Here is an 18,970-nt window from a genome sequence, read left to right as displayed (position 1 = left end):
TCGGGAGTGGGTCCTGACCGCTAAAACCGGGCTGATGGGCGGCCGCAGCAATCGGGTAGCGGCGCTCTGCCGACATGCTTCCCGTCTGTGCCGAGAAAGCCGCGCCTGGCACGGCAGTGCCTCTCTCACACGGAAGTCCAGTTTCTGTCATGCGACAGGATGTGGGCTTCGACGCCGGCCATGCCTTCAAGCACAGCCACGATCTCCCCGACATCCATCAGGTTGAAGGCGGTGGAGAGCGCGTCTGCCAGCGCCGCCTGCCTAGCCACGACGGTGACGCTGGCGTGGCGCCGAGGCGTCGCGCCGCTACGCGGATCGATGATGTGGCTGAACCGGCCCTCGGCGTCGAAGCGAAAGCCGAACGGGCTCGACGTTGCCACGGCGCGATCCTCCACTTCAAGCACCTTGAGGATGCGGGCCGTATCGAGGGGATCGGAAACGCCGACCCGCCATGGCCTGTCGTCCCACGCCGGGCCGATGGCGCGGCTTTCGCCCATATCGACCATGGAGTGCTCGATGCCGCCGGCTCTCAGCAGGTCCACTACCTTGTCGGTTACATAGCCCTGCGCAATGCCGTTGAGCGTCAGCGCGGAGCCTGCCGCCGGCAGTTCGATGCGGGCGGATGAACAGGCGATCCGATCGAGGCCGACGCGAGCTAGGCACTCGCGCACGATCCCGGCCGAAGGTCCGGCTTTGGATGCGCCGGAGGTTGAAAAGTGGCGGCGGTATGTATCCCATAGCGGCTGCACGGTGGGGTCGAAGGCGCCGCCGGTGAGCGCCCAGGCATCACTGCTCTGGCGCAATATCTCCACGAGTTCCTTTGGCGGCGAGACCAGGAAGCGCTGCCGGTTGAGCAAGGTGAGGTCGGAATCGTCACGGTAGAGGCTGAAGATGCGCTCCAGCCGCCGTACCTCGGCGACCGTCGCTTCTACCAGCTTTTTCGCCTTCGCGCGGTCCGGATGATGGATGACGAGCGAAGCCTGCGCGCCCATGGCCTCACCCTGCCAAGTCACCGCATCGGGTATGGCCGCAGCGCTCTCGAACGGCAGCAGCGCCATGCCGGCTGCGGCGGCGCTGATGCCGATCATGCGGCGGCGGGTCATCGGTCCGGAAATCATGTCAGTGAACCTCCCTGGAAGGCGCAGGCGCGCCATTCGCGCCGGTTTGCTGCTCCAGAATGTAGTCGCGCGGAACGGCGTCGAAGCGCACGACTTCGCCGCCATGGGCGCCGGCGAAGGCTGTCGCTGCCTCTTCGGTGGAGAAGGGTGCGGCCTCGGCGGCGCCCATGCCGCCCTTCCGGTTGCTGCCAATGACGAAGAATGCCTGTCGGGCGTCCACCCAGTTGTCGGCTCCGGGTTCGTCCCAGGTCGGCGCTTTGGCCATGTCGGAGACATAGATCGCGCGGATATCCTTCGGCTCCTCCGGCAGCATGGTGAAGGCGATGGCGTCGCGCGCTGACGAAAACCAGATCGGCTCGTCATATTTGGCGAGGATGATCTGGCCTTTGGGTCCAGCATGTTCGAGGATGTTCATGCCGCAGTAGCGGCCCATCGCGTCCTCCGTCATCGCGAAGGGCGGGGGCGGCGCTTCCGCTTGGCGCTGGCAGGCTCCGAGCGCCAGAAGGCCGGCGAGGACCATAACCGTCAGGAGCTGTCTCACAGCTCTCTCCTCGAAAAGGCAGCCGCCGCCAGTGCCATCGGCGCCACGATCCATGCCGCAAGCGCGGCCAGCAGGACCGCCGGACCCAGCGCCGCGTTCTGCACGACACCGGCCATGCCCGAGGCGGCTGCGATATCGTCCGAGCCGGCGAGATTGAGCAGACGGTAAGCGTCGGTCGGATTGAACAGAAGCAGTGCATCCAGCACGCCGTCGCCGACGAAGCGTCCCTGATCGGCCACCAGCAGCCCCAGCAGCGCCATGTCGTAGAGGATGACGAAGACCAGCCAGACGCCGATGGCGATGCCGCCGGCGGTGCCGCGGTCACGTACCAGCGCGCTGACCAGATAACCAATGGCGACGAAGACCGCGCCCACAAGCACCGAGGAAGCGGTCATGGCGACGAACGCCGTCCAGCTTCCGCCGCCGATCGCCTTGCCGGTAGCCAGAAGCGCAACCGCCGCCAGCCCGTAGCCGACGCAGGTGGCGAAGGCGAGGATGGCGATATGCCCGAGGAACTTGCCGAGTAGAACCTGGCTGCGCCGGACCGGATAGGACAGAAGCAGAGTCATGGTGCCGCGATCGATCTCGCCGACGATGGCATCGTGGGAAATCAGCAGCGCGATCAGCGGCACGATGAAGATGGTGAGGCTGGCAAGGCTGATGACGACCACGTCGAGCGCGCCGGCGCCGACCGTACCGGTAGGCGCGCTGCCGAGGAAGGCAAGCGTCAGCGCCAGCGCCGCCAGCAAGCCGGTCGCCGCCAGCACCCAGCGATTACGCAGGCCCTCGCGCACTTCCTTTGCCGCAAGCAGAAGGATCGTGTTCATCGCAAAATCCTCCCGGCGAGGAAATGGGCGTAGAGTTCATCGAGACCTGGCGGCACCATGTCGAGATCGACGAAGGGCGCGCCTTCGCCAGCGGCGCGGCGCAGGAAGGCGGCCTTGGCCTCCGGCGTAGCGTCGAACTCGACGATGTGGCCGTTGATCTGCCTCAGCCCCGCTGGTTCGCCCATCCATTCGCGCAGGCGCCGGGTCCCGTCCTCGGCGGTCTTCAGGCGAATCTTCGTCGGCAGTTGCGCGATGTGGCGTAGTTCGTCCAGCGAGCCATCGGCAATCTTGCGGCCTTCGTTCATGATGACGACGCGGCCGGCATTGCCTTCCAGTTCGTTCAAAGCATGAGAACACAGGAGCACGGTCGCGCCAGCCGCACCCATTTGACGGACGATCCCATAGAATTGCTGGCGTAGTTCCGGGTCGAGGCCGGTGGTGGGTTCGTCCAGCAGCAATACCGCCGGCGTGCCGATCATGGCCTGAGCCAAACCCAGCCGCTGGCGCATACCCTTGGAATAGGTGCCGACGCGCCGGTCTGCCGCGTGGGCAAGGCCAAGCCGTTCAAGCAGCGCATCCTCTTCTTTCGGCCTGCCTCCCTTGAGCCGGACGTAGAAGCGCAGCGTCTCGCGGCCGGTCAGTGCGGGATTGAAAGATACGTTCTCCGGCAGGTAGCCGAGCCGCCGACGCACGGAGGCATCGCCAGCCGCCGGATTCTGGCCGAGCACGGCGACAGAGCCGGCGGTGGGACGCGCAAGCCCCAGCATTAGCTTGATAAGCGTGGTCTTACCGGCGCCGTTGTGGCCCACCAGCGCGATCACCTCGCCGGTACCAGCAGAGAAGGACACGTCGTCCACTGCCCTGACGGGGCCGTAATGCCGTGCAACCGACTTCAGTTCAACATTGAAGCTCATGGCGTCACCGTTTCCTTGATGCCGTCCGGCTTCATCAGCGGGTGGCTATCGACGACGCCACCGGGAAAGACCGCCGGAAAGCGGGCCTGCGCCCAGCGGATCACCTGCACAGCCGGGCTGTTGACCAGCACCTTGGCCGCCGGCGCTGCCCACAGCACCCGGTCGATCATGTCGTTGGGGCGGTAGGGGTTGTCAGCAAGGCCGTCGCCGTCGAGGTCAAAGGTCGGATTGTCGCTCCAGTAGTTGCCGCGCCCCTCGCTCGACCAGTCGAGCGAGCGGGTGCCGACATATTTGACCTGGTTGTGGTTGCGCACGAAGGCGTTGCCGCTCATCGCGTTGCCCTCGGAGCCGGCCGTGAAGTGCACGCCGATCTCGCAGCCCTCGAAGAGGTTGCCGGAGAAACGATTGCGGTTGGCGTTATAGATGAAAACGCACTTTTCAGGGCCGATGCGCGTGCCCTTGCGCAACCCGACCGCTTCGCTGGCTTTGGGCATATCCGGGTCTGCGGCGAAACGCTGGCCGTTGCTGGTCCAGCGTTCGGCCGGCTGCGCACGGCCACGCACCACGTTGCCGCTGATCTCAGAAGCGTTAGCGTAATTGAAAAGAAAGCCATTGTCACGGTCGCCGTCCGAGACGTTACCGGTGACCTTGAGGCGGTCGGAATACATGATGGCGTAGCCAACGATATTGCCGGTGGAAACGTTATCGGCGATCACGCTGTTGTTGGTGTACATATAATGGACGGCGAAACGCAGGTTGCTGAACCTGTTGCCGCGGAATTCGTTCTTCTTGCTGGCGTTGGCGAAGATGCCGTCGCGGCCAAAGCTGATGTCGTTGTCAAGAACTTTGGCCCCAGGCGAATTCCATACCGAAACGCCGTTGCCGGAACGGCTGGTGCGCCCTTCGCTTAAACCTTCGATGCGATTGCCCCGCGCCACTGCATCCTGAGCGCCATGAAGTTGGATGCCGTAGAGATTGCCGACGATGATGTTGTCTTCTATAAGCGCGCGCGTGGCGGTCGGCGCGGCGAATACGCCGGCGTCCAGCGTGTCCAGATCCATTCCCGAACCTTCGATGCGAAGGTTGCGAACGACGGAGCCCGGCGCTTCCAGCGTCACCACGCTGCCGTAGCCACTACCCTTCAGGGCCGCGCCCGGCTCGCCTTGCAAAGTCAGCTTCCGGGATATGACAACCGGCCCAACATGCTCGCCTGGCGCAAGACGCAGCACGTCGCCCGGCGCCGCGGCGTCCACCACGGCTTGCAAAGGCGTGGCGTCAGCGGCGACGATTATCTCCGTCGCGTCCGCCGGGTGGCCGGAAATGGCGGCAAACAGCGCCGCCATTCCCATTATCGCGTTATGGAAAGTACGAGCCACGTCCTAGGCGCCCTGCGGTTCCACGAGCATACGGCCCTTCATCTCCATGTGCATGGCATGGCAGAACCACGAGCAATAGTACCACCAGACGCCCGGCTTGCTGGCGGTGAACGTCACCGACGCGGTCGCCTGTGGGGCCACTTCCATGTTGATCCCGTAATTGATGATTGAGAAGCCATGAGTCAGGTCCTCCACTTCGTCGATATTGGTGACGTAGACAGTGACCTCATCGCCCTGCTTGACGGTAAAACTCTCCAGTCCGAAGGCCGGCGCCGCCGAGGTCATGTAGACGCGCACCTTGTTGCCATCGCGGATGACCTCGCTGTCCATCATCAGGTCGATGCCGTCGGCCTCGGCCTGCTTAACCGCGTCGGAGAAGAACGGATCAGCCCGGTCCCAAACATTGACTGGATTGATCTTCGAGCGATGGACAAGTGTGGCGTCATGCGGCTCGGCGAAGCTCGGGCCGTCATGCACCAGCACCATCTGGTCGCCGGAGATGTCGATCAGCTGGTCGTTCTCAGGCTTCAGCGGGCCAACGTTGAGGTAGCGGTCCTTGGAGAACTTGTTCAGCGAGAGCAGCCATTTGCCGTCCGCCTCCTTGGTCTGACCCATGGAGGTGTGGTTGTGGCCGGGCTGGTAGTGGACGTCGAGCTTCTGACGGATCGGATCGACCTGTTCGCCGGCATAGGAGCGCTTGGCATCCTCGATGTTCCACTTGCAGACCTGACTGTCGATGAAAAGCGTGGTGTAAGCGTTGCCGCGCCCATCATAGGCGGTATGGAGCGGACCAAGGCCCAGTTCCGGCTCGGCGACCACTGTATCGCGCGACTCGATCTTGTCGTCAAACAGATCGTCGAACTTGCGCACGTCGAACACCGTCACCGTTGGCGACAACTTGCCGTTGGCCACGACATGGATGCCATCGGGTGCGGTGTTGATGCCATGCGGGCTGTTGGCCACGGGCACATAGCGCGTGTAGGGCGAGCCATGGCGACCGTCAATGACCGGCACGCCGCCCATCTCCTTGAAATTGCCCTTGGCGACCGCTTCTTCGATACGCTTCAGGTTGAAGATGACGATCCAGTCCTGCTCCTTGGCCATCATCTGTTCGAGGTTCACGCCCTCCTCAGAGTTGTAGCAGGTGGCGAAAGCGTATTTGCCCTGGTAGTCAGCATCGACATTGTCGAGGTTGCCGTCGACCATGACCTGCCAGGCAACCTTCATCGTCTCGCCGTCCACGGCGGTGAAGATGGCATGATACTGCTTGTGATCGTCGAGGACCGAGCCATCATTAGGGATCGGCACACGGTCCTCGCCGTTGCAGAACACATAGCCCGTCTTCGGGTACTTCTGCACACGCAGGCCATGCACCGTATGCTGGTTCGGCAACTGGATGATCTTGTCACACTTCATCACATCGAGGCGGATACGACATACCCGTGTATTTGCCTTGTCGTTGGCATAGAGGTAGCGACCGTCATAGGTGCCGTCGGTCTGCGATGGATGCGGATGGTGCAGGTCGCCGTTGAGATAGATGCCGCCCTTGTCTTTCAGGAACTCGACATTCTCGGGAAGCAGGCCCTCGGTCAGGACCTTGAGGCTTTCGTTAGTCTGCCCCCAGCCGGTGGCGCTGCACCGGTTGAAAACGGGGATGCGCATCAGTTCGCGCATGGACGGAGCGCCCATGATGCGCACTTCGCCGGTCTGACCGCTGGAGAAAAACACGTAGTATTCGTCCAGCTCTCCGGGCTTGACTTCGGCTTCCTGCTCGCCCTTCTCGTCCGCTGCGGCCGGCGATACCACGCCTCCGTTTAGTGCCAGTCCGCCGCCGACCCCTGCGGCACCGGCGGCCGCCATTACAGCGGTGGTGCCCAGCAGTTGGCGTCTACTCAGAATGGCTTTCCGGTCCCGTTCGTCCTGTGACATGGTCATTCTCCTTGTTGTGGCCTGTCAGCCGGTTACACTGATGTGTTTTGCAGCTGTCCCTACTGGCTCACCCCCGTGGGTGATCACCGGCGGCTTGGGCGGACCCTTGCCGCGGGTTGCCGGCGAGGACAGCGCCTCGAATTTCTCGCGCTTCAGCCGCACCTGGATCAGGTGCGGGCAGCGGTGGTCGTCGTGGTAGAGTTCCTGGCAGTGCATGCAGTAGATGCACTCGTTGACGTTGATCTCGCCTTCGGGGTGGATCGCCTGCACCGGGCATTCCTTGGCGCAGCGCTGGCAGGGCGAGCCGCATTCGGGATAGCGCTTCAGCCACTCGAACATGCGGATGCGTCCAGGAATGGCGAGCGCGGCGCCCAGCGGGCACAGGTACCGGCAATAGAAGCGCTCGATGAAGAGACCGGCCCCGAGCAGTGCCAGCGCAAAGACGACAAAGGGCCAACCACGTGCGAACTTCAGGATGATCGCCGTCTTGAACGGCTCGACCTCTGCATAGGTCTCGGCCAGCGCAACGGAATAGAGCGACAAGCCGAACAGGCCGAGGAAGATCATGTATTTGACCGGCCACAGCCGCTCATGCAGGCCGAAGGGTAGCTTGATCTGCGGCACCTTCAGCCATTGGGCGAGGTTGTTGGTGAGTTCCTGCAAGGCACCGAACGGGCACAGCCAACCACAGAAGGGACCCCTGCCCCAGAACAGCAGCCCCGCCGCCACCGCCGCCCACAGGATGAAAATTAGCGGCGCCGCAAGGAAGAACTCCCAGTTGAAGCCGGTGACCAGAGAATTGACGAAGGTCAGAACATTGACCACGGAAAGCTGGGCGTTTGCATACCAGCCGAGCCAGACCAGCGTGAACAGCAGATAACCACGCCTGATCCAGGCGAACAGCCGAGGGCGGCTGACCAGCCAGCTTTGAAAGAAGAAGATAGCGGTCAGCACCAGGAGAGCGATGACCGTGACGCCGATCTTGAGGGTGTTCATCTTCCAGATCTTCACCCAGAGGGGTTCCTGGTCTGGAGAGCCCTGCTCCGACAGTCCGGGCGTTGCCGGCTGGGCCGGCTCTTGCGCAAGCGTGACCGTGGGCAACGCGGGCTGCACCGCCTCGACCGGAGCAGCCTTCAGATAGCGCGCGGGCAAGGTATAGCCGAGGTTGAAAGGCAAGGTCGCCTTGTCCCGGGCACCAAAGCTGCGCTGTACGAGCAACTGCAATTCCCACGGCTCGGAAAGGTCAAGCGAAAACTCCTCCGGCACCGTGAACAGCGCAATTTCACGCAGGTGCGGTGCCCCTTCCGCGGCAAGATCGCCAAGCCGTGTGTGGTTGCGGTCGCGAAAGCGCACGCCTTGCCCGTCCTGCATTAGTTCGATGCGGTCGAAGATACCGCCGCGCACATAGCCCGACCCCTTGAAGGAATAGGCACCCTCGCCAGCAACGATGATCGCTTGCTGGCCGTGCTTCAGTTTCTTCCTCAACCTGTCATAGCCGGCGTCACCCAGCAGGCTGCGGCCGATAACGGGCACGCTGACCGGCGCGACGTAGAGATCGATGAAGCGGTCATCCGGGTTGTCGGTTTCGGGCCGCTGCGCAGCCTGTTGCTGGCCGGCATCAGCGAAGGCCTTAGTCACCTCGCCTACCGTCAGCCTCACGCTGCGCACCGAGCCATCGCCGACGAGCGTGCTCCAGTCGCTTATTCCCGATACAGCGGGGTCCACGACCATGGCCGGCGCGGCGGAGGCTCCAGGAGCGCCTGCCCCCCTCTGACCCAAGCGCCCGCTTCGGATCAGCTTCACCGCCGAGCGCACGACGCTGTCGCTCATCACCAGCACAGTGACGGTGGCCCCGCTGACGATATCCACCTGCGGTATCTGCTCCTGCCCCGCAGCAACCCGGCCAAGGTCCTTGCCGATCAGCGCGTTCAGCGCGGCAACGACCTTTTCCTGCGGGATACCGATGAGGACGATCGGCTCCTTGTGCTCGACCAGTTTGATGCCGCGGATGACGCCTTTCAGGCCAATTCCCACAAGGAAACGGATCGGTTTGCCCGAATAGCCGACCGCGCTGGTGAAATCGGTGTTGAGATACGCGTAGCCGACCGCCTTTCCGCCGGACAAGACAGGCACTATTGATGGATTACCTTCTGCATTGCCATAGGCATCGGCACCCTGGATCAGTTCGCCGGGCGCGGTACCGGACAGAAAGTGCTGCAAGCTTTCGTCGGCCCGTCCCGGACTGACCAACAGGGCCAGCAGCATCAGCATGGTCACAACCACCGCACGAGAGACGAGGGCTGTGACGAGCCGCGGTGCCGTTTTGGGCCTGGTCGTAGCCATTGGTCCTGACATGCGTCCCCTTCTTGCGGCTGCTTGGGCGAAGCCGACTTCGGAGCGCACATCTCGGCGGTTTCGCGGAATGTTTCTTTGATTCAAAGCAAAGCAACGGCAGATTGCGCGCCTATGCTGCCTCGCAAACCAGAGGGCCTTCCTATGACTCGCCTTACCTCCGAGCCGACTGCGTCGATCCGTTCGATGGACGAGTTGCTGGCTGTCGCCATGGCGATGGAAAAGGAGACGGCAGAGCGGTACGCCGGTCTCGCAGAACATATGCGCACGGTCGGCCACCAAGATCTGGCTGAAGTATTCGATCGCCTGGTCCGCGAAGAGAACGGCCATATCGACCTCGTCGCCAACTGGTCACGGCAGATTCAGGATCGCGCACCGGAGGTGCGGCCGCCTGAAGCGGTTCCCCGAGGCGTTTTCGATGATGAGGGCATTCACCTCGTTTCACCAGAACTGGTGGACGCCTACCGTTCGTTGGCAGTAGCGGTGCGGAACGAGGAGCGCGCCTTCGCCTTCTGGTCCTATGTCGCCGCCTATGGCGCAACGGCGGAAATCCGCAAGGCCGCCGAGCGGATGGCCAGTGAGGAACTGGAGCATGCCAAAACGCTGCGCCGTGAACGCCGGAAGGCCTTTTTCAAGAACCGGCACCTGAGACCGTCAGTCCAGGAAACCTACGATTTGTCCGCTCTGGAAATGGAAGTCTGCACACGTCTCGAAGAATATGCCGAGATGAGCGGAAACAAAAAGGAATATCGCGATCTCGCTCACGAGGCGCGCACGCTCTCTCTTAATCTTGCATCGGATGCCCTGCAAGAGCCCGCTCCAGTCGGTCCAGCTCCACCACGATCTCTCGAGGCACTTTGTGAGTGGCTGGCAGACTATTATATCGACGCTGGCGAACACCTGCTTTCGCAGGCCGCCCGGGATCGGGCCCAGGCTCTCGCCACTATCGCCGTCAAGCGCCTGGCCCTCATCAGAAACCTGGGAAGAACGTAGACGGATACCGGCGACTTTGACAGGCTGCCGCCCTCATCGGATCACTCCTGTGGTATTGGGGTTGCAGCTACCGCCCTGCCGATACAACGCGAGTCCGAAGCCAACCGGTTTGCTGACCGGCGCACCCGTATCGGGGCAACTCGCGTTCGCCAGTTTGTGCTGCATCAACGTCGGTTTCCAATGTTCGCAGTAACGGCCCTGCAACATTGTTTTGCTGCAACGCAGAAACGGCAGAAAGGAAAGAAAATGAAATACATAAGCTTCGCTACGCGGCTTTCGCTGCCATAATGATGGCAGGCGCCGCCTATGCGGCAGACCATCAGGTGCAGATGCTCAATAAGGGCACTCAGGGCGTCATGGTCTTCGAGCCCAACTACATCGAGGCCGCCCCTGGCGATACGGTGACCTTCGTGCCGACCGACTAGGGCCATGACGCGGCAAGCATCGACAGCATGCTTCAGCCCTTCAAGGGCGAAATCAGCAAACCGATCACCGTCACCACCGACAAGAAAGGCGTCTACGGCGTCAAATGCGTGCCTCACTATGGCATGGGTATGGTGGCGCTGATCGTCGCCGGCAAGCCGACGAATCTGGACCAGGCCAGGAAGGTCAAGCAACCGGGCAAGGCGAAGAAAGTTTTCGAAGAGCTATTCGCCAAGGTGCCCGCTGGCAACTGAACAAGGGATTGAAGCCCGATTTCCTCGCCGTCTCCGGTTCGTCCGGGGGCGACTTTTTTGTACGGGTAACTCGTCCTTAAGGAATGGCGCGAAGGGAGCGCGACCTAGCAGCGCGCGAAGCGTAGCCGGTACTTACCCTGTCGGACTTCTGATCCTTCCGAACCAGGGGCTCCGGTGATTTTTACCTGAAATAGATATTGAATCTCGCACGCAACGCAGCATCGATTTCCGGCTCGATGACCGAGCCTGCCCGTGAAAGAATTTCATTTTTCCGAGTCGATCAGCATGGGCTTGCCGGCCTCGACCCACTCCTTGGGGCTCATGCGATTGCCGACGACAGGGTAGACATATTCCGTTTGCATCAACTGGAGGGTCTGGTTCGAGCCGAGATAGTGGCCGGCTCCTCCCAGACATATTTCCTTCATTACCTCGATGCTGGTCGTATCCTCCGTTACGTCGATGCCACGAACGAGGCGCATCACCTGGCCGAGAATGTCGTCGCCAAGAACCATGCTCTCCATACAAAAGCCGAGCAGCGAGGCGTGCATGCCGACCGATTCATAGCAGAGGTTGAGGCCGGACAGGCTTGCGAGCGTATTCGTGATGCCCTGCTCCCAACCCGCCTGCATGTCGGGAAGCTTCGAATCCGATATTCCCGACGCCGCTCCGCCCGGCAGGTCGTAAATGCGGTGCATCTGCGCACATCCCGCTGACAGCAGCGCCTGTTCGGCACTGCCACCCCACATGGCGCCCGTGCGCAACGCCGAAGCATGAATCTTTTCCACACCCGCTTGAGTCAGAGGTTTGTACTGGCCCCCGGGAAGGCCTGCCCGCACCGGCCGCAAATTATCCGCCAACGGTGCGGCGCGTGCTGCCACCCGTGCCGCGCGGCCCCCGGAGCGGGCTGAGCGCCGAGCTATCTCGGGAGCGCATAGTTCATCGACAGCGTTCATGTTTGTCACCCGTGGTCAAAGGGCTCCTGGATTCTGCGGGAGGATGGCGCTGCCAGCGCATGAGCCTGTTCATGTCCGCCGGCATAAGCACTGTTCGTGCTCTCGTAAAATCATGCTAGTTTTCTATATGGTTAGCAGATAACAGGCTTGATCCGACACGTCGGAAAAGCGAATGGAACCATGCGTGAGTGTTATGATGCAGACCGTCCTGCCATCGTTCGGTGACCTGCTTGCCTTCGACGCGGCGGCGCGACATGGATCATTCACGCGTGCCGCTCGCGACCTGAATGTCTCGCAACCTGCCATCAGCCGTCGCGTGGCTGCTCTCGAGGTCGATCTTGGCGTCACGCTGTTCGGGCGGGAGACGAAACCTCTCCACCTGACCCCCACCGGCCATACCCTGTTCGATGTCCTGCGCTCGAGCCCTAGCCGGCTGGAGACAAATCGCAGAGATCCGCAGGGTTCAGGAGGAACGGAAACTGACGATCGCGGCGGCGCCCGGTTTCCTGACCTATTGGCTTTTGCCGCGACTGTCCGCACTGACGGCGGGCTTCCCGGACCAGGAATTGCGGTTGCTCACCGGCGATCAGCGGCAGGACCTGCCGGAAGCCGACATTCATGTCCGCTTCGGTGACGGAGACTGGCCCGGGGTGACGGCCGTCAAGATACTGGGGGAAGAGGTGTTCGCGGTTTGCAGCCCGCTGTTTCTGGCGCGGCAAGGTACGAAGCCGGACCTTTCCCGGTTGACCACATTACGCCTATTACAACTGTCGGACCGTCTCGACCGGAACTACGATTGGCAGCACTGGTTCCGGGCAGTGGGTATCGATATACCCCGGAAACTGAACGCCATCGTCTTCGACGATTACAGCCTGCTAGTCAGCGCGGCGCTGGCCGGCGAAGGCATCGCTTTATGCTGGTCAGGGCTACTCGACCAGCACCTCAAGACGGGCGCCCTGGTTCGGGTTTCGAACGAGGCCGTCACTTCCGATCGCGGCTATTTCGCCACGTTTCCGACAGGCACTGCCCAAGACAGCGTAGTTTCCCGGTTGGCCCATTGGCTTGCGCAAAGCGCGACTACGCCGGAGGCATGAGTTCCACACAGAAGAGGCGCTCACTCTGCGACCAGATGCATCCTGCAGCTCTCCTCTCGGCCTGTTCCTTGACCAGGATCAACGACACATTTCCCGGCGAGCCGTAAGGAGAACAGTTTAAGAACCGCGAAGTCGCAGGGCGAGACAATGATGTTGCCGAATGGCACTACCGTCGCCGTCGTCGATGGCAAAAAGCTGCGGCTGTTCCGCAATGACGGCACAGAATCCCGCATCCAACTGGTCGAGGAAACAATAGTCGCGATACCGCCTGCCAACCGACATTCGGGCCCACGCAGCCGCAACGATCCGGTCAAAGCGAACGGCTTGCGGCGGAAGGAGGACGACTTCGTAGCCAGGGCGGCAGCCTATCTGGATAGGCTGATATTGGACCGAAAGATTATCTCACTATTTGTCGTCACCGATCCATGGACACTAGGAGAATTGCAACGTCAGTTCCACGATGCGACCAGAGAAACCCTGATCGGTGAGCTGTTGGGCAGAGACTTTACGAGCAGCAGTGTCGGGTCGATCGAAGCTGCGCTTACCAGAGCGTGACCTCGCAATGGTGTGGGTGAAAGGAGAGCCATCGCGCTGGGCCGGTTAACCACTTGGCCGGCTGTTTGCCGAAGCCAGAACCATCCCGAACCATAGCACTTCGAGAAGAAGCGCTGCCGACAAGTATGGCCGCCCGCGCAACAATTAAAGTGCGCAACGGATGAGTTCGGGCTGGCCTGCATTGTCGACAATCAATGCCTTCATATAATGACACGGCGCCGGCGCGGGCAACGACAAGTTGGCTCAAGTCCGACCGAAGAATAAGGAATGCTGACGAAGCTCCGGCGTAGATGGCTGTGATGCCGCCCAATTCCCGTCCGCGATCAGACCGCATCAGGCTAGCGCTGCCCGATGCCCCGGCGCTGTCGCGGATCGATCCCGATGCCTTCGCAATCCTAGCGCGCAACCTGATCGAGAACGCACTGAAACACGGCTCGCCGCAGGAACCGGTGCGCGTGACACTGTCTTCGGATGGCATTCTGAGCGTTGCCAAGGCCGGTCCGATTGTAGCGCCGGATTCGCTGGCCCGCCTATCCGAACTGTTCGAGCGCGGACAGGCACAGGCGGACGGCGCGGGTCATGGACCGGCCATCGCCGCCCGCTCCGACGGTCGGATCGAGCTGCTGTCGCCGCCTGACGGTCGGTGGGACGGCTTCGAAGCCCGGTTGTCCATCGGGACATAAAGGTGCGATCTACCTCGAGACGGAGGGCTGCCGACCGCATTGGGGCGTTGAACGCGCTGAGGGAGAATGTCGTCGCCATCGATCTTTTCATCATGGTCGTGGTGATCACTTGCCCGGTGGTCGGCGCACAGGTGACAACACGACACAACATTTCTGCCGTCATAACCTGTCGCATCACGGCAAGCAGACACTAGCGGTAGTATGCGCTAGGAATTAGTTGTGCTCAGATCGAACCGATTGATGGGAATTTGTCTTCCGGAGAAACGAAGGTGACGATTCGAAACCTGCACCACGCTTTCGCCCCGGGATCGATAGCCGTCATCGGGGCATCCTGCCGGCCGGGACCGGTCGGATCGGTCGTGCTCGACAACATCCTCCAGGGTGGGTTCGTGGGCGACATCTGGGCCGTAAATCCGAAATACACCGAATTGAATGGCCGCCCCTGCTACGCGGCCGTAAAGGACCTTCCCGCGGTACCAGACCTAGCCGTGATCATGACACCAGCCAATACGGTGCCAGACCTCATCGGCGACCTTGGAGCCAAGGGTACTCGCGCCGCGGTGGTCCTCTCCGCCGGCCTGACCGAACGGAACGGCTTGAGGCAGAAGATGCTCGATGCAGCCCGGCCGCATCTGCTGCGCATCATCGGGCCGAACGGCATCGGCCTCATGCTGCCGCACGCCAGGCTCAACGCCGGCTTCTTCCACATGGCAGCGGTCCCCGGCGACATCGCGCTTCTGTCCCAGTCGGGTGCGATCGCGGCCGCTCTGATCGACTGGGCCGCCGACAATGGAGTGGGCTTCTCGCAGATCGTCTCGCTCGGCGACATGGCCGACGTCGACGTTGCCGACTGCCTGGACTTGCTGGCCGGCGACGCCAAGACCCGCGCCATCGTCCTGTACCTCGAATCCATTCCCAGCCCTCGGAAGTTCATGTCGGCGGCGCGCGCCGCCGCACAGGCCAAACCCGTCATCACCATCAAGCCGGGACGTCACGTCGAGGCGGCGAAGGCGGTAGCCACGCATACGGGAGCGCTCTCAGGCACCGACCGCGTGGTGGACGCCGCGCTGCGGCGCGCCGGAATCCTGCGGATCAACGAGCTTTCCGAATTCTTCGACGCCACCGAGACGATCGCTCGTTTTGCCCCGCTGGAGCGGGCGCAGGTCGGCATCGTCACCAATGGCGGTGGAGCAGGCGTGTTGGCCGTCGATCAATTGGCAGATTTCGGCGCCAGGCTGGCCGAGCTTTCGGCCAATACATTGGCGACGCTCGACGGGACGCTGCCGGCGAACTGGTCGCATGCAAATCCGGTCGACATCATCGGAGACGCCACGCCCGATCGCTATCGAACGGCCATCGCTGTTGTCGCCGCTGATCCTTCGGTCGACGTGATCCTAGTCATGAACTGCCCCACCGGCATCGCGTCCTCGGCAGACGCTGCCGCCGCCGTCGCCTCGCTGGCGAAAGACGGTACCATCGGCGGCAAGCCCGTCCTGTCCTGCTGGCTGGGCGGAATCACCGCGCGCGAAGGTCGCCAACTGCTCCAGTCATCAGGTATTCCAAGCTACGAAACGCCCGCCGCGGCAGCCGCTGCGGTCGACTACCTGACCAGATGGTCACGTACCCAGAAAGTGCTGCAACGCGTTCCGGCGGCTGCCGCGGAGGCGTCGACCGACCGTGCCGCCGCTCTTGCCGTCTTCCGGCAGGCGGCGTCGGAAAAGCGCCGCGTGCTGACCGAGCCAGAGGCCAAGGCCGTAGTGAAAGCCTATGGCATTCCCGTGCCGGAGACCGTCATCGCCAGGTCTGTAGCCGACGTCGGGAAAGCGGCGGAACGTCTTCTGCGGGGTTCGCGGAAGATCGTCATCAAGCTGCTCTCAAAATCAGTTTCGCACAAATCCGACGTCGGTGGCGTGGTCCTGAACATCGAAACCGCCAAGAGCGCGTGCGATGCCGCACGCCGCATCGAAGGAAACCTGCGCCAGCACGCGCCGGATGCTTCCATCGACGGATTTGCCGTCCAGCCGATGATCGAGCGCAAACAGGCGGAGGAACTCATCCTGGGGATCGGCCACGATGCCACATTCGGCCCGATCATCCTGTTCGGGACGGGCGGCGTCGCCGTGGAGGTTATCGATGACACAGCAATTGCGCTGCCGCCGCTGGACGACGTCCTGGCCGGCGGCCTGATCGACCGAACGCGGATCGGCCGTCTGCTTGCTGGATTCCGGGATCGCAAGCCGGCGGATCGCGCTTCGCTCATCCATGCCCTTAAAGCGCTGTCGCAATTAATCGTCGATTTCCCGTGCATCGCCGCCGCCGACATCGAACGCATCGGCCTTGCCGGCCGTGCTATAGCCCGCCGTCGGGCGGAAAGACGCTGATCGAAGACATACCGCTCGATATACTCCAATCATTGGACAGACTGTTGGAGGTTGATCTGTCGATCGGCCAAACGCGCTTTCATTGGCTGCGCTCGGCACCAGAAGCGCCGGGTGCGTCCTGGTTGGTCTGACCGAACGAATTGCCTTCCTGCGCACGCTGGAAATCGATCCGAAACTGCAGATGCGCATATCGTCCGGACGGTGGGACCAGATGATCCGAGAGGGGAACGCTACGCCGGCATGGTTGGCCAACGATTTCAATGCGAGCGCCGGCACGCTCTGATCGTGGCGCAGGTCATCAAGCTCGGCCAGAAGCTAACCGACAATGCTGTCGCGATGTTCATCAAACTGATGGGTCGACAATTCTCGCAAGCCAATAGCCGCAAGAAACAGCGACACATGGACTGCAGACCGGATACCGCCAAGGCGCTGCGCATGTTCCTCGACACGATTACCGCTCTGCAGTCTGCGAACGACTATGGCCGGAATGCATTGGAGGTTCTCGATCAGGAAGTCGGATGGCACCGGTTGCTGCGGATTGAAGCCTGAGCTTGAGTCGATGGTCGAGGACAACGAGGCGTCGCCTTTGGCCCTGGCGGCCGAGCAATATGCGACCGTCAACAAATATGCCGGTGCGTTCCTACAGGCGTTCTCGTTCCAATCCGCGCGGCGACACGATCTGCTTCTCGCAGCAATTTCGCTGCTGAAACGGCTTTATGCCGAGAAGCGGCGGACACTCCCGGATCGCGTCCCGATCACCCACCTCAGCCAAGCTGATCGTCGGCTCATCTTCGAACAAGGAGGGCCTGATCGCCGTCTCTACGAGATTGCGACGCTCGCGGCCTTGCGAGACCGGCTGCGATCTGCAGACATTTGGGTCGATGGCAGCCGATCCTTCCGGCCGACCGATGAGCATCTAATGCCGCGGTCAACATTCACCACCATGAAGGATGAGAACCGCCTTGGACTGGGCGTTCAGGGTGATGGCGTGGCTTGGCTTACCGAAGCGCATCTGATGCTTGACTTCAACCTGAAGCGCCTGGCGCACGGGTGCCGTCCCGGCTCCGGTGCCGGTCAGGCGGCGGGTGCGAAGCGTTTGACCTGGATCTGGTCGGCGTACTGCTGCGCCTGCGCCAGCTCATAGGCGGCCTGCATCCTGACCCACACGTCCGGCGAGCCGCCGAAGGCCTTGGCGAGCCGGATGGCCATTTCGGCGCTGATACCGGCATGGCCGTTGATGATCTGCGACAGAACCTTGCGGGAAATGCCGAGCGCGTCGGCCGCATCGGTGATGCTCAAGTCCAAAGGCTCAAGGCAATCGAACTTTATGGACAGGCCCGGATGGGGCGGGCTTTTCATCGTCATCGTCGTACCTCCTAATGGTAGTCGATCAAATCCACGTCGTCGGCGTGGCCGTCATCGAAACGGAAAATGATACGCCAGTTTCCCGAAACGGTGACGGACCAGAAGCCTTTCAGGTCGCCTTTGAGGCCGTGCAGCCGGTAGCCGGGCAAATCCATGTCGGCGGGATCGGCGGCCTGGTCGAGCCGGGCCAGGATGCGTTCGATCTTGTCGGCATAGTCGGCGGCGATCTTGCTGCGGTCGCCCTGCTCGTAAAGTTTTTTGAGGCCTTTGTGGCGAAAACTGGCGATCATATGAGTATTGTAACGTAACACGTAACGCGTTGTCAAATACGACCAGGCGGCCCGGCCCTCTGGCCGGCCTGATCCAGTGGGGGCGGCCCGATGATGGATCGAAACGCGTACACAGGAAAGTCGGTAGTCGTAAAATGGATGCCGGTATGGGCGTGTCAGGCTGTCACGCTGGGTGATTCGATCAGATCGAGGCGGTGCGTGAGCGGGTGGCATACAGAAGACTCAAGGAAATTGCAGATTTTAGAAAGCGGTTGCGCGTTTGTGCTGAACGCCGAAGACTATTTGTGATTTGCGCAAGCAATAATCGAGTATGGAAGAAATGTTAGTGAGGTTTTAGTCTTCTATCTCTACATTGTCTTCATGCTCTCCTATATCGTCAAATCACTGGGTCTTGATCGTCAGGTGGGTCTGAACGCGGTTGTCATCTCGTCGCTCGTCGGCTTCATCATGCTGCCGCTTTGGTCTTGGCTGTCTGACAAGATCGGCCGTAAGCCGGTCTATCTCTTCGGCAGCATCGCCTCGACGTTGTTTATCATCCCGTTTTTCTCCATGGTACAAAGCGGATCGATCGTCGTGCTCACGATAGCCATTGTCATCGGCCTGAACGTACTGCACGATTCACTCTATGGCCCGCAGGCGGTCTATTTTTCCGAGTTGTACGACACTAAGGTCCGATTGAGCGATGCTTCCATCGGCTACCAGATCGGTGCCGTGCTTTCGGGCGGACTGGCGCCGTTGATCGCGACAGCGCTGCTGGCAGCCTATGGCGGTGAGCCGACCGGCATCATCATCTATTTTTTAATCCTTGGCATCGTCAGCACCGGATGCACGCTCCTTGCGCGAGAAACCTTCAAGGATAAATGGGAGACGGCATCACACTGAATCCGGGTACTGTTTTGAAAAGGGCCGCATTGCTGCGGCC

At 61.7% G+C, this 18,970-nt stretch carries 14 protein-coding genes and 5 pseudogenes; 9 read left to right on the top strand and 10 right to left on the bottom strand.

Annotated elements, in window-relative coordinates; genetic code table 11:
* Window positions 1–125 precede the first annotated feature (125 nt).
* From ASD64_RS02830 to ASD64_RS02800, 7 genes are read right to left on the bottom strand one after another with little or no spacing between them, the layout of a single operon-like run.
* Window positions 126–1,118: an FAD:protein FMN transferase gene (locus ASD64_RS02830; RefSeq protein WP_056100404.1), complete on the bottom strand. Its 993-nt coding sequence runs from the start codon at window positions 1,116–1,118 to the stop codon at window positions 126–128.
* A gap of 1 nt (window position 1,119) precedes the next feature.
* Complete coding sequence (locus ASD64_RS02825) at window positions 1,120–1,659, bottom strand: nitrous oxide reductase accessory protein NosL (protein ID WP_082549831.1); 540 nt, start codon at window positions 1,657–1,659, stop codon at window positions 1,120–1,122.
* Complete coding sequence (locus ASD64_RS02820) at window positions 1,656–2,486, bottom strand: ABC transporter permease subunit (protein WP_056100399.1); 831 nt, start codon at window positions 2,484–2,486, stop codon at window positions 1,656–1,658. The genes ASD64_RS02825 and ASD64_RS02820 overlap by 4 nt, the downstream gene beginning before the upstream one ends.
* The gene (locus ASD64_RS02815) at window positions 2,483–3,400 is read right to left on the bottom strand and encodes an ABC transporter ATP-binding protein (RefSeq protein ID WP_056100396.1); all 918 of its coding nucleotides are present in this window, start codon (window positions 3,398–3,400) and stop codon (window positions 2,483–2,485) included. Before ASD64_RS02815 ends, ASD64_RS02820 begins: the two co-directional genes overlap by 4 nt.
* Entirely contained in the window at window positions 3,397–4,743 is a 1,347-nt protein-coding gene (locus tag ASD64_RS02810; protein ID WP_056100392.1) for a nitrous oxide reductase family maturation protein NosD, read from the bottom strand. Before ASD64_RS02810 ends, ASD64_RS02815 begins: the two co-directional genes overlap by 4 nt.
* A 36-nt stretch (window positions 4,744–4,779) precedes the next feature.
* Window positions 4,780–6,705: a TAT-dependent nitrous-oxide reductase gene (nosZ, locus tag ASD64_RS02805; protein WP_056100638.1), complete on the bottom strand. Its 1,926-nt coding sequence runs from the start codon at window positions 6,703–6,705 to the stop codon at window positions 4,780–4,782.
* Between the two features lie 24 nt (window positions 6,706–6,729).
* A complete protein-coding gene (locus ASD64_RS02800) occupies window positions 6,730–8,976 on the bottom strand; it encodes a NosR/NirI family protein (RefSeq protein WP_156459984.1) in 2,247 nt (748 codons plus the stop codon).
* A gap of 267 nt (window positions 8,977–9,243) precedes the next feature.
* On the opposite strand from ASD64_RS02800, the gene ASD64_RS02795 reads away from it, so the two are divergent.
* Both ASD64_RS02795 and ASD64_RS02790 read left to right on the top strand, forming a co-directional pair.
* Window positions 9,244–10,050: a ferritin-like domain-containing protein gene (locus ASD64_RS02795; protein ID WP_162249049.1), complete on the top strand. Its 807-nt coding sequence runs from the start codon at window positions 9,244–9,246 to the stop codon at window positions 10,048–10,050.
* A 287-nt stretch (window positions 10,051–10,337) separates the two neighbouring features.
* Window positions 10,338–10,727 (top strand): annotated as a pseudogene (locus tag ASD64_RS02790) (pseudoazurin).
* 181 nt (window positions 10,728–10,908) lie between these two features.
* On the opposite strand, the pseudogene ASD64_RS02785 reads toward ASD64_RS02790, so the two are convergent.
* Window positions 10,909–11,494, bottom strand: a pseudogene (locus ASD64_RS02785) (trimethylamine methyltransferase family protein); the annotation flags it as partial.
* Between the two features lie 358 nt (window positions 11,495–11,852).
* Here ASD64_RS02785 and ASD64_RS21935 point away from each other — a divergent pair.
* From ASD64_RS21935 to ASD64_RS21925, 6 genes and pseudogenes are all read left to right on the top strand, one after another.
* Window positions 11,853–12,065: pseudogene (locus tag ASD64_RS21935) on the top strand (helix-turn-helix domain-containing protein); the annotation flags it as partial.
* Between the two features lie 22 nt (window positions 12,066–12,087).
* A complete protein-coding gene (locus ASD64_RS02780; protein ID WP_056100382.1) occupies window positions 12,088–12,774 on the top strand; it encodes a LysR substrate-binding domain-containing protein in 687 nt (228 codons plus the stop codon).
* Between the two features lie 147 nt (window positions 12,775–12,921).
* Window positions 12,922–13,329, top strand: coding sequence for a host attachment protein (locus ASD64_RS02775; protein WP_056100379.1), 408 nt, complete (start codon window positions 12,922–12,924; stop codon window positions 13,327–13,329).
* A gap of 299 nt (window positions 13,330–13,628) precedes the next feature.
* Window positions 13,629–14,012 (top strand): ATP-binding protein, encoded by a 384-nt coding sequence (locus ASD64_RS02770; RefSeq protein WP_244480694.1) that lies wholly within the window; start codon window positions 13,629–13,631, stop codon window positions 14,010–14,012.
* 269 nt (window positions 14,013–14,281) lie between these two features.
* A pseudogene (locus ASD64_RS21930) lies at window positions 14,282–15,634 on the top strand (acetate--CoA ligase family protein); the annotation flags it as partial.
* Between the two features lie 9 nt (window positions 15,635–15,643).
* Window positions 15,644–17,468: pseudogene (locus tag ASD64_RS21925) on the top strand (acetate--CoA ligase family protein); the annotation flags it as partial.
* On the opposite strand, the gene ASD64_RS02755 reads toward ASD64_RS21925, so the two are convergent.
* Window positions 17,468–17,752, bottom strand: coding sequence for a HigA family addiction module antitoxin (locus ASD64_RS02755; protein ID WP_274533348.1), 285 nt, complete (start codon window positions 17,750–17,752; stop codon window positions 17,468–17,470). The pseudogene ASD64_RS21925 and the gene ASD64_RS02755 sit on opposite strands and share 1 nt — an antisense overlap.
* 17 nt (window positions 17,753–17,769) lie before the next feature.
* A complete protein-coding gene (locus tag ASD64_RS02750; RefSeq protein ID WP_056100369.1) occupies window positions 17,770–18,048 on the bottom strand; it encodes a type II toxin-antitoxin system RelE/ParE family toxin in 279 nt (92 codons plus the stop codon).
* 300 nt (window positions 18,049–18,348) lie between these two features.
* On the opposite strand from ASD64_RS02750, the gene ASD64_RS02745 reads away from it, so the two are divergent.
* Window positions 18,349–18,930: an MFS transporter gene (locus ASD64_RS02745; protein ID WP_320410170.1), complete on the top strand. Its 582-nt coding sequence runs from the start codon at window positions 18,349–18,351 to the stop codon at window positions 18,928–18,930.
* Window positions 18,931–18,970 lie beyond the last annotated feature (40 nt).

The sequence above is a fragment of the Mesorhizobium sp. Root157 genome (assembly GCF_001427385.1).
GTDB lineage: Bacteria > Pseudomonadota > Alphaproteobacteria > Rhizobiales > Rhizobiaceae > Mesorhizobium.
The sequence above is the reverse complement of the archived record's forward strand: the minus strand, read 5'-3'. Positions and strand labels throughout refer to the sequence as shown.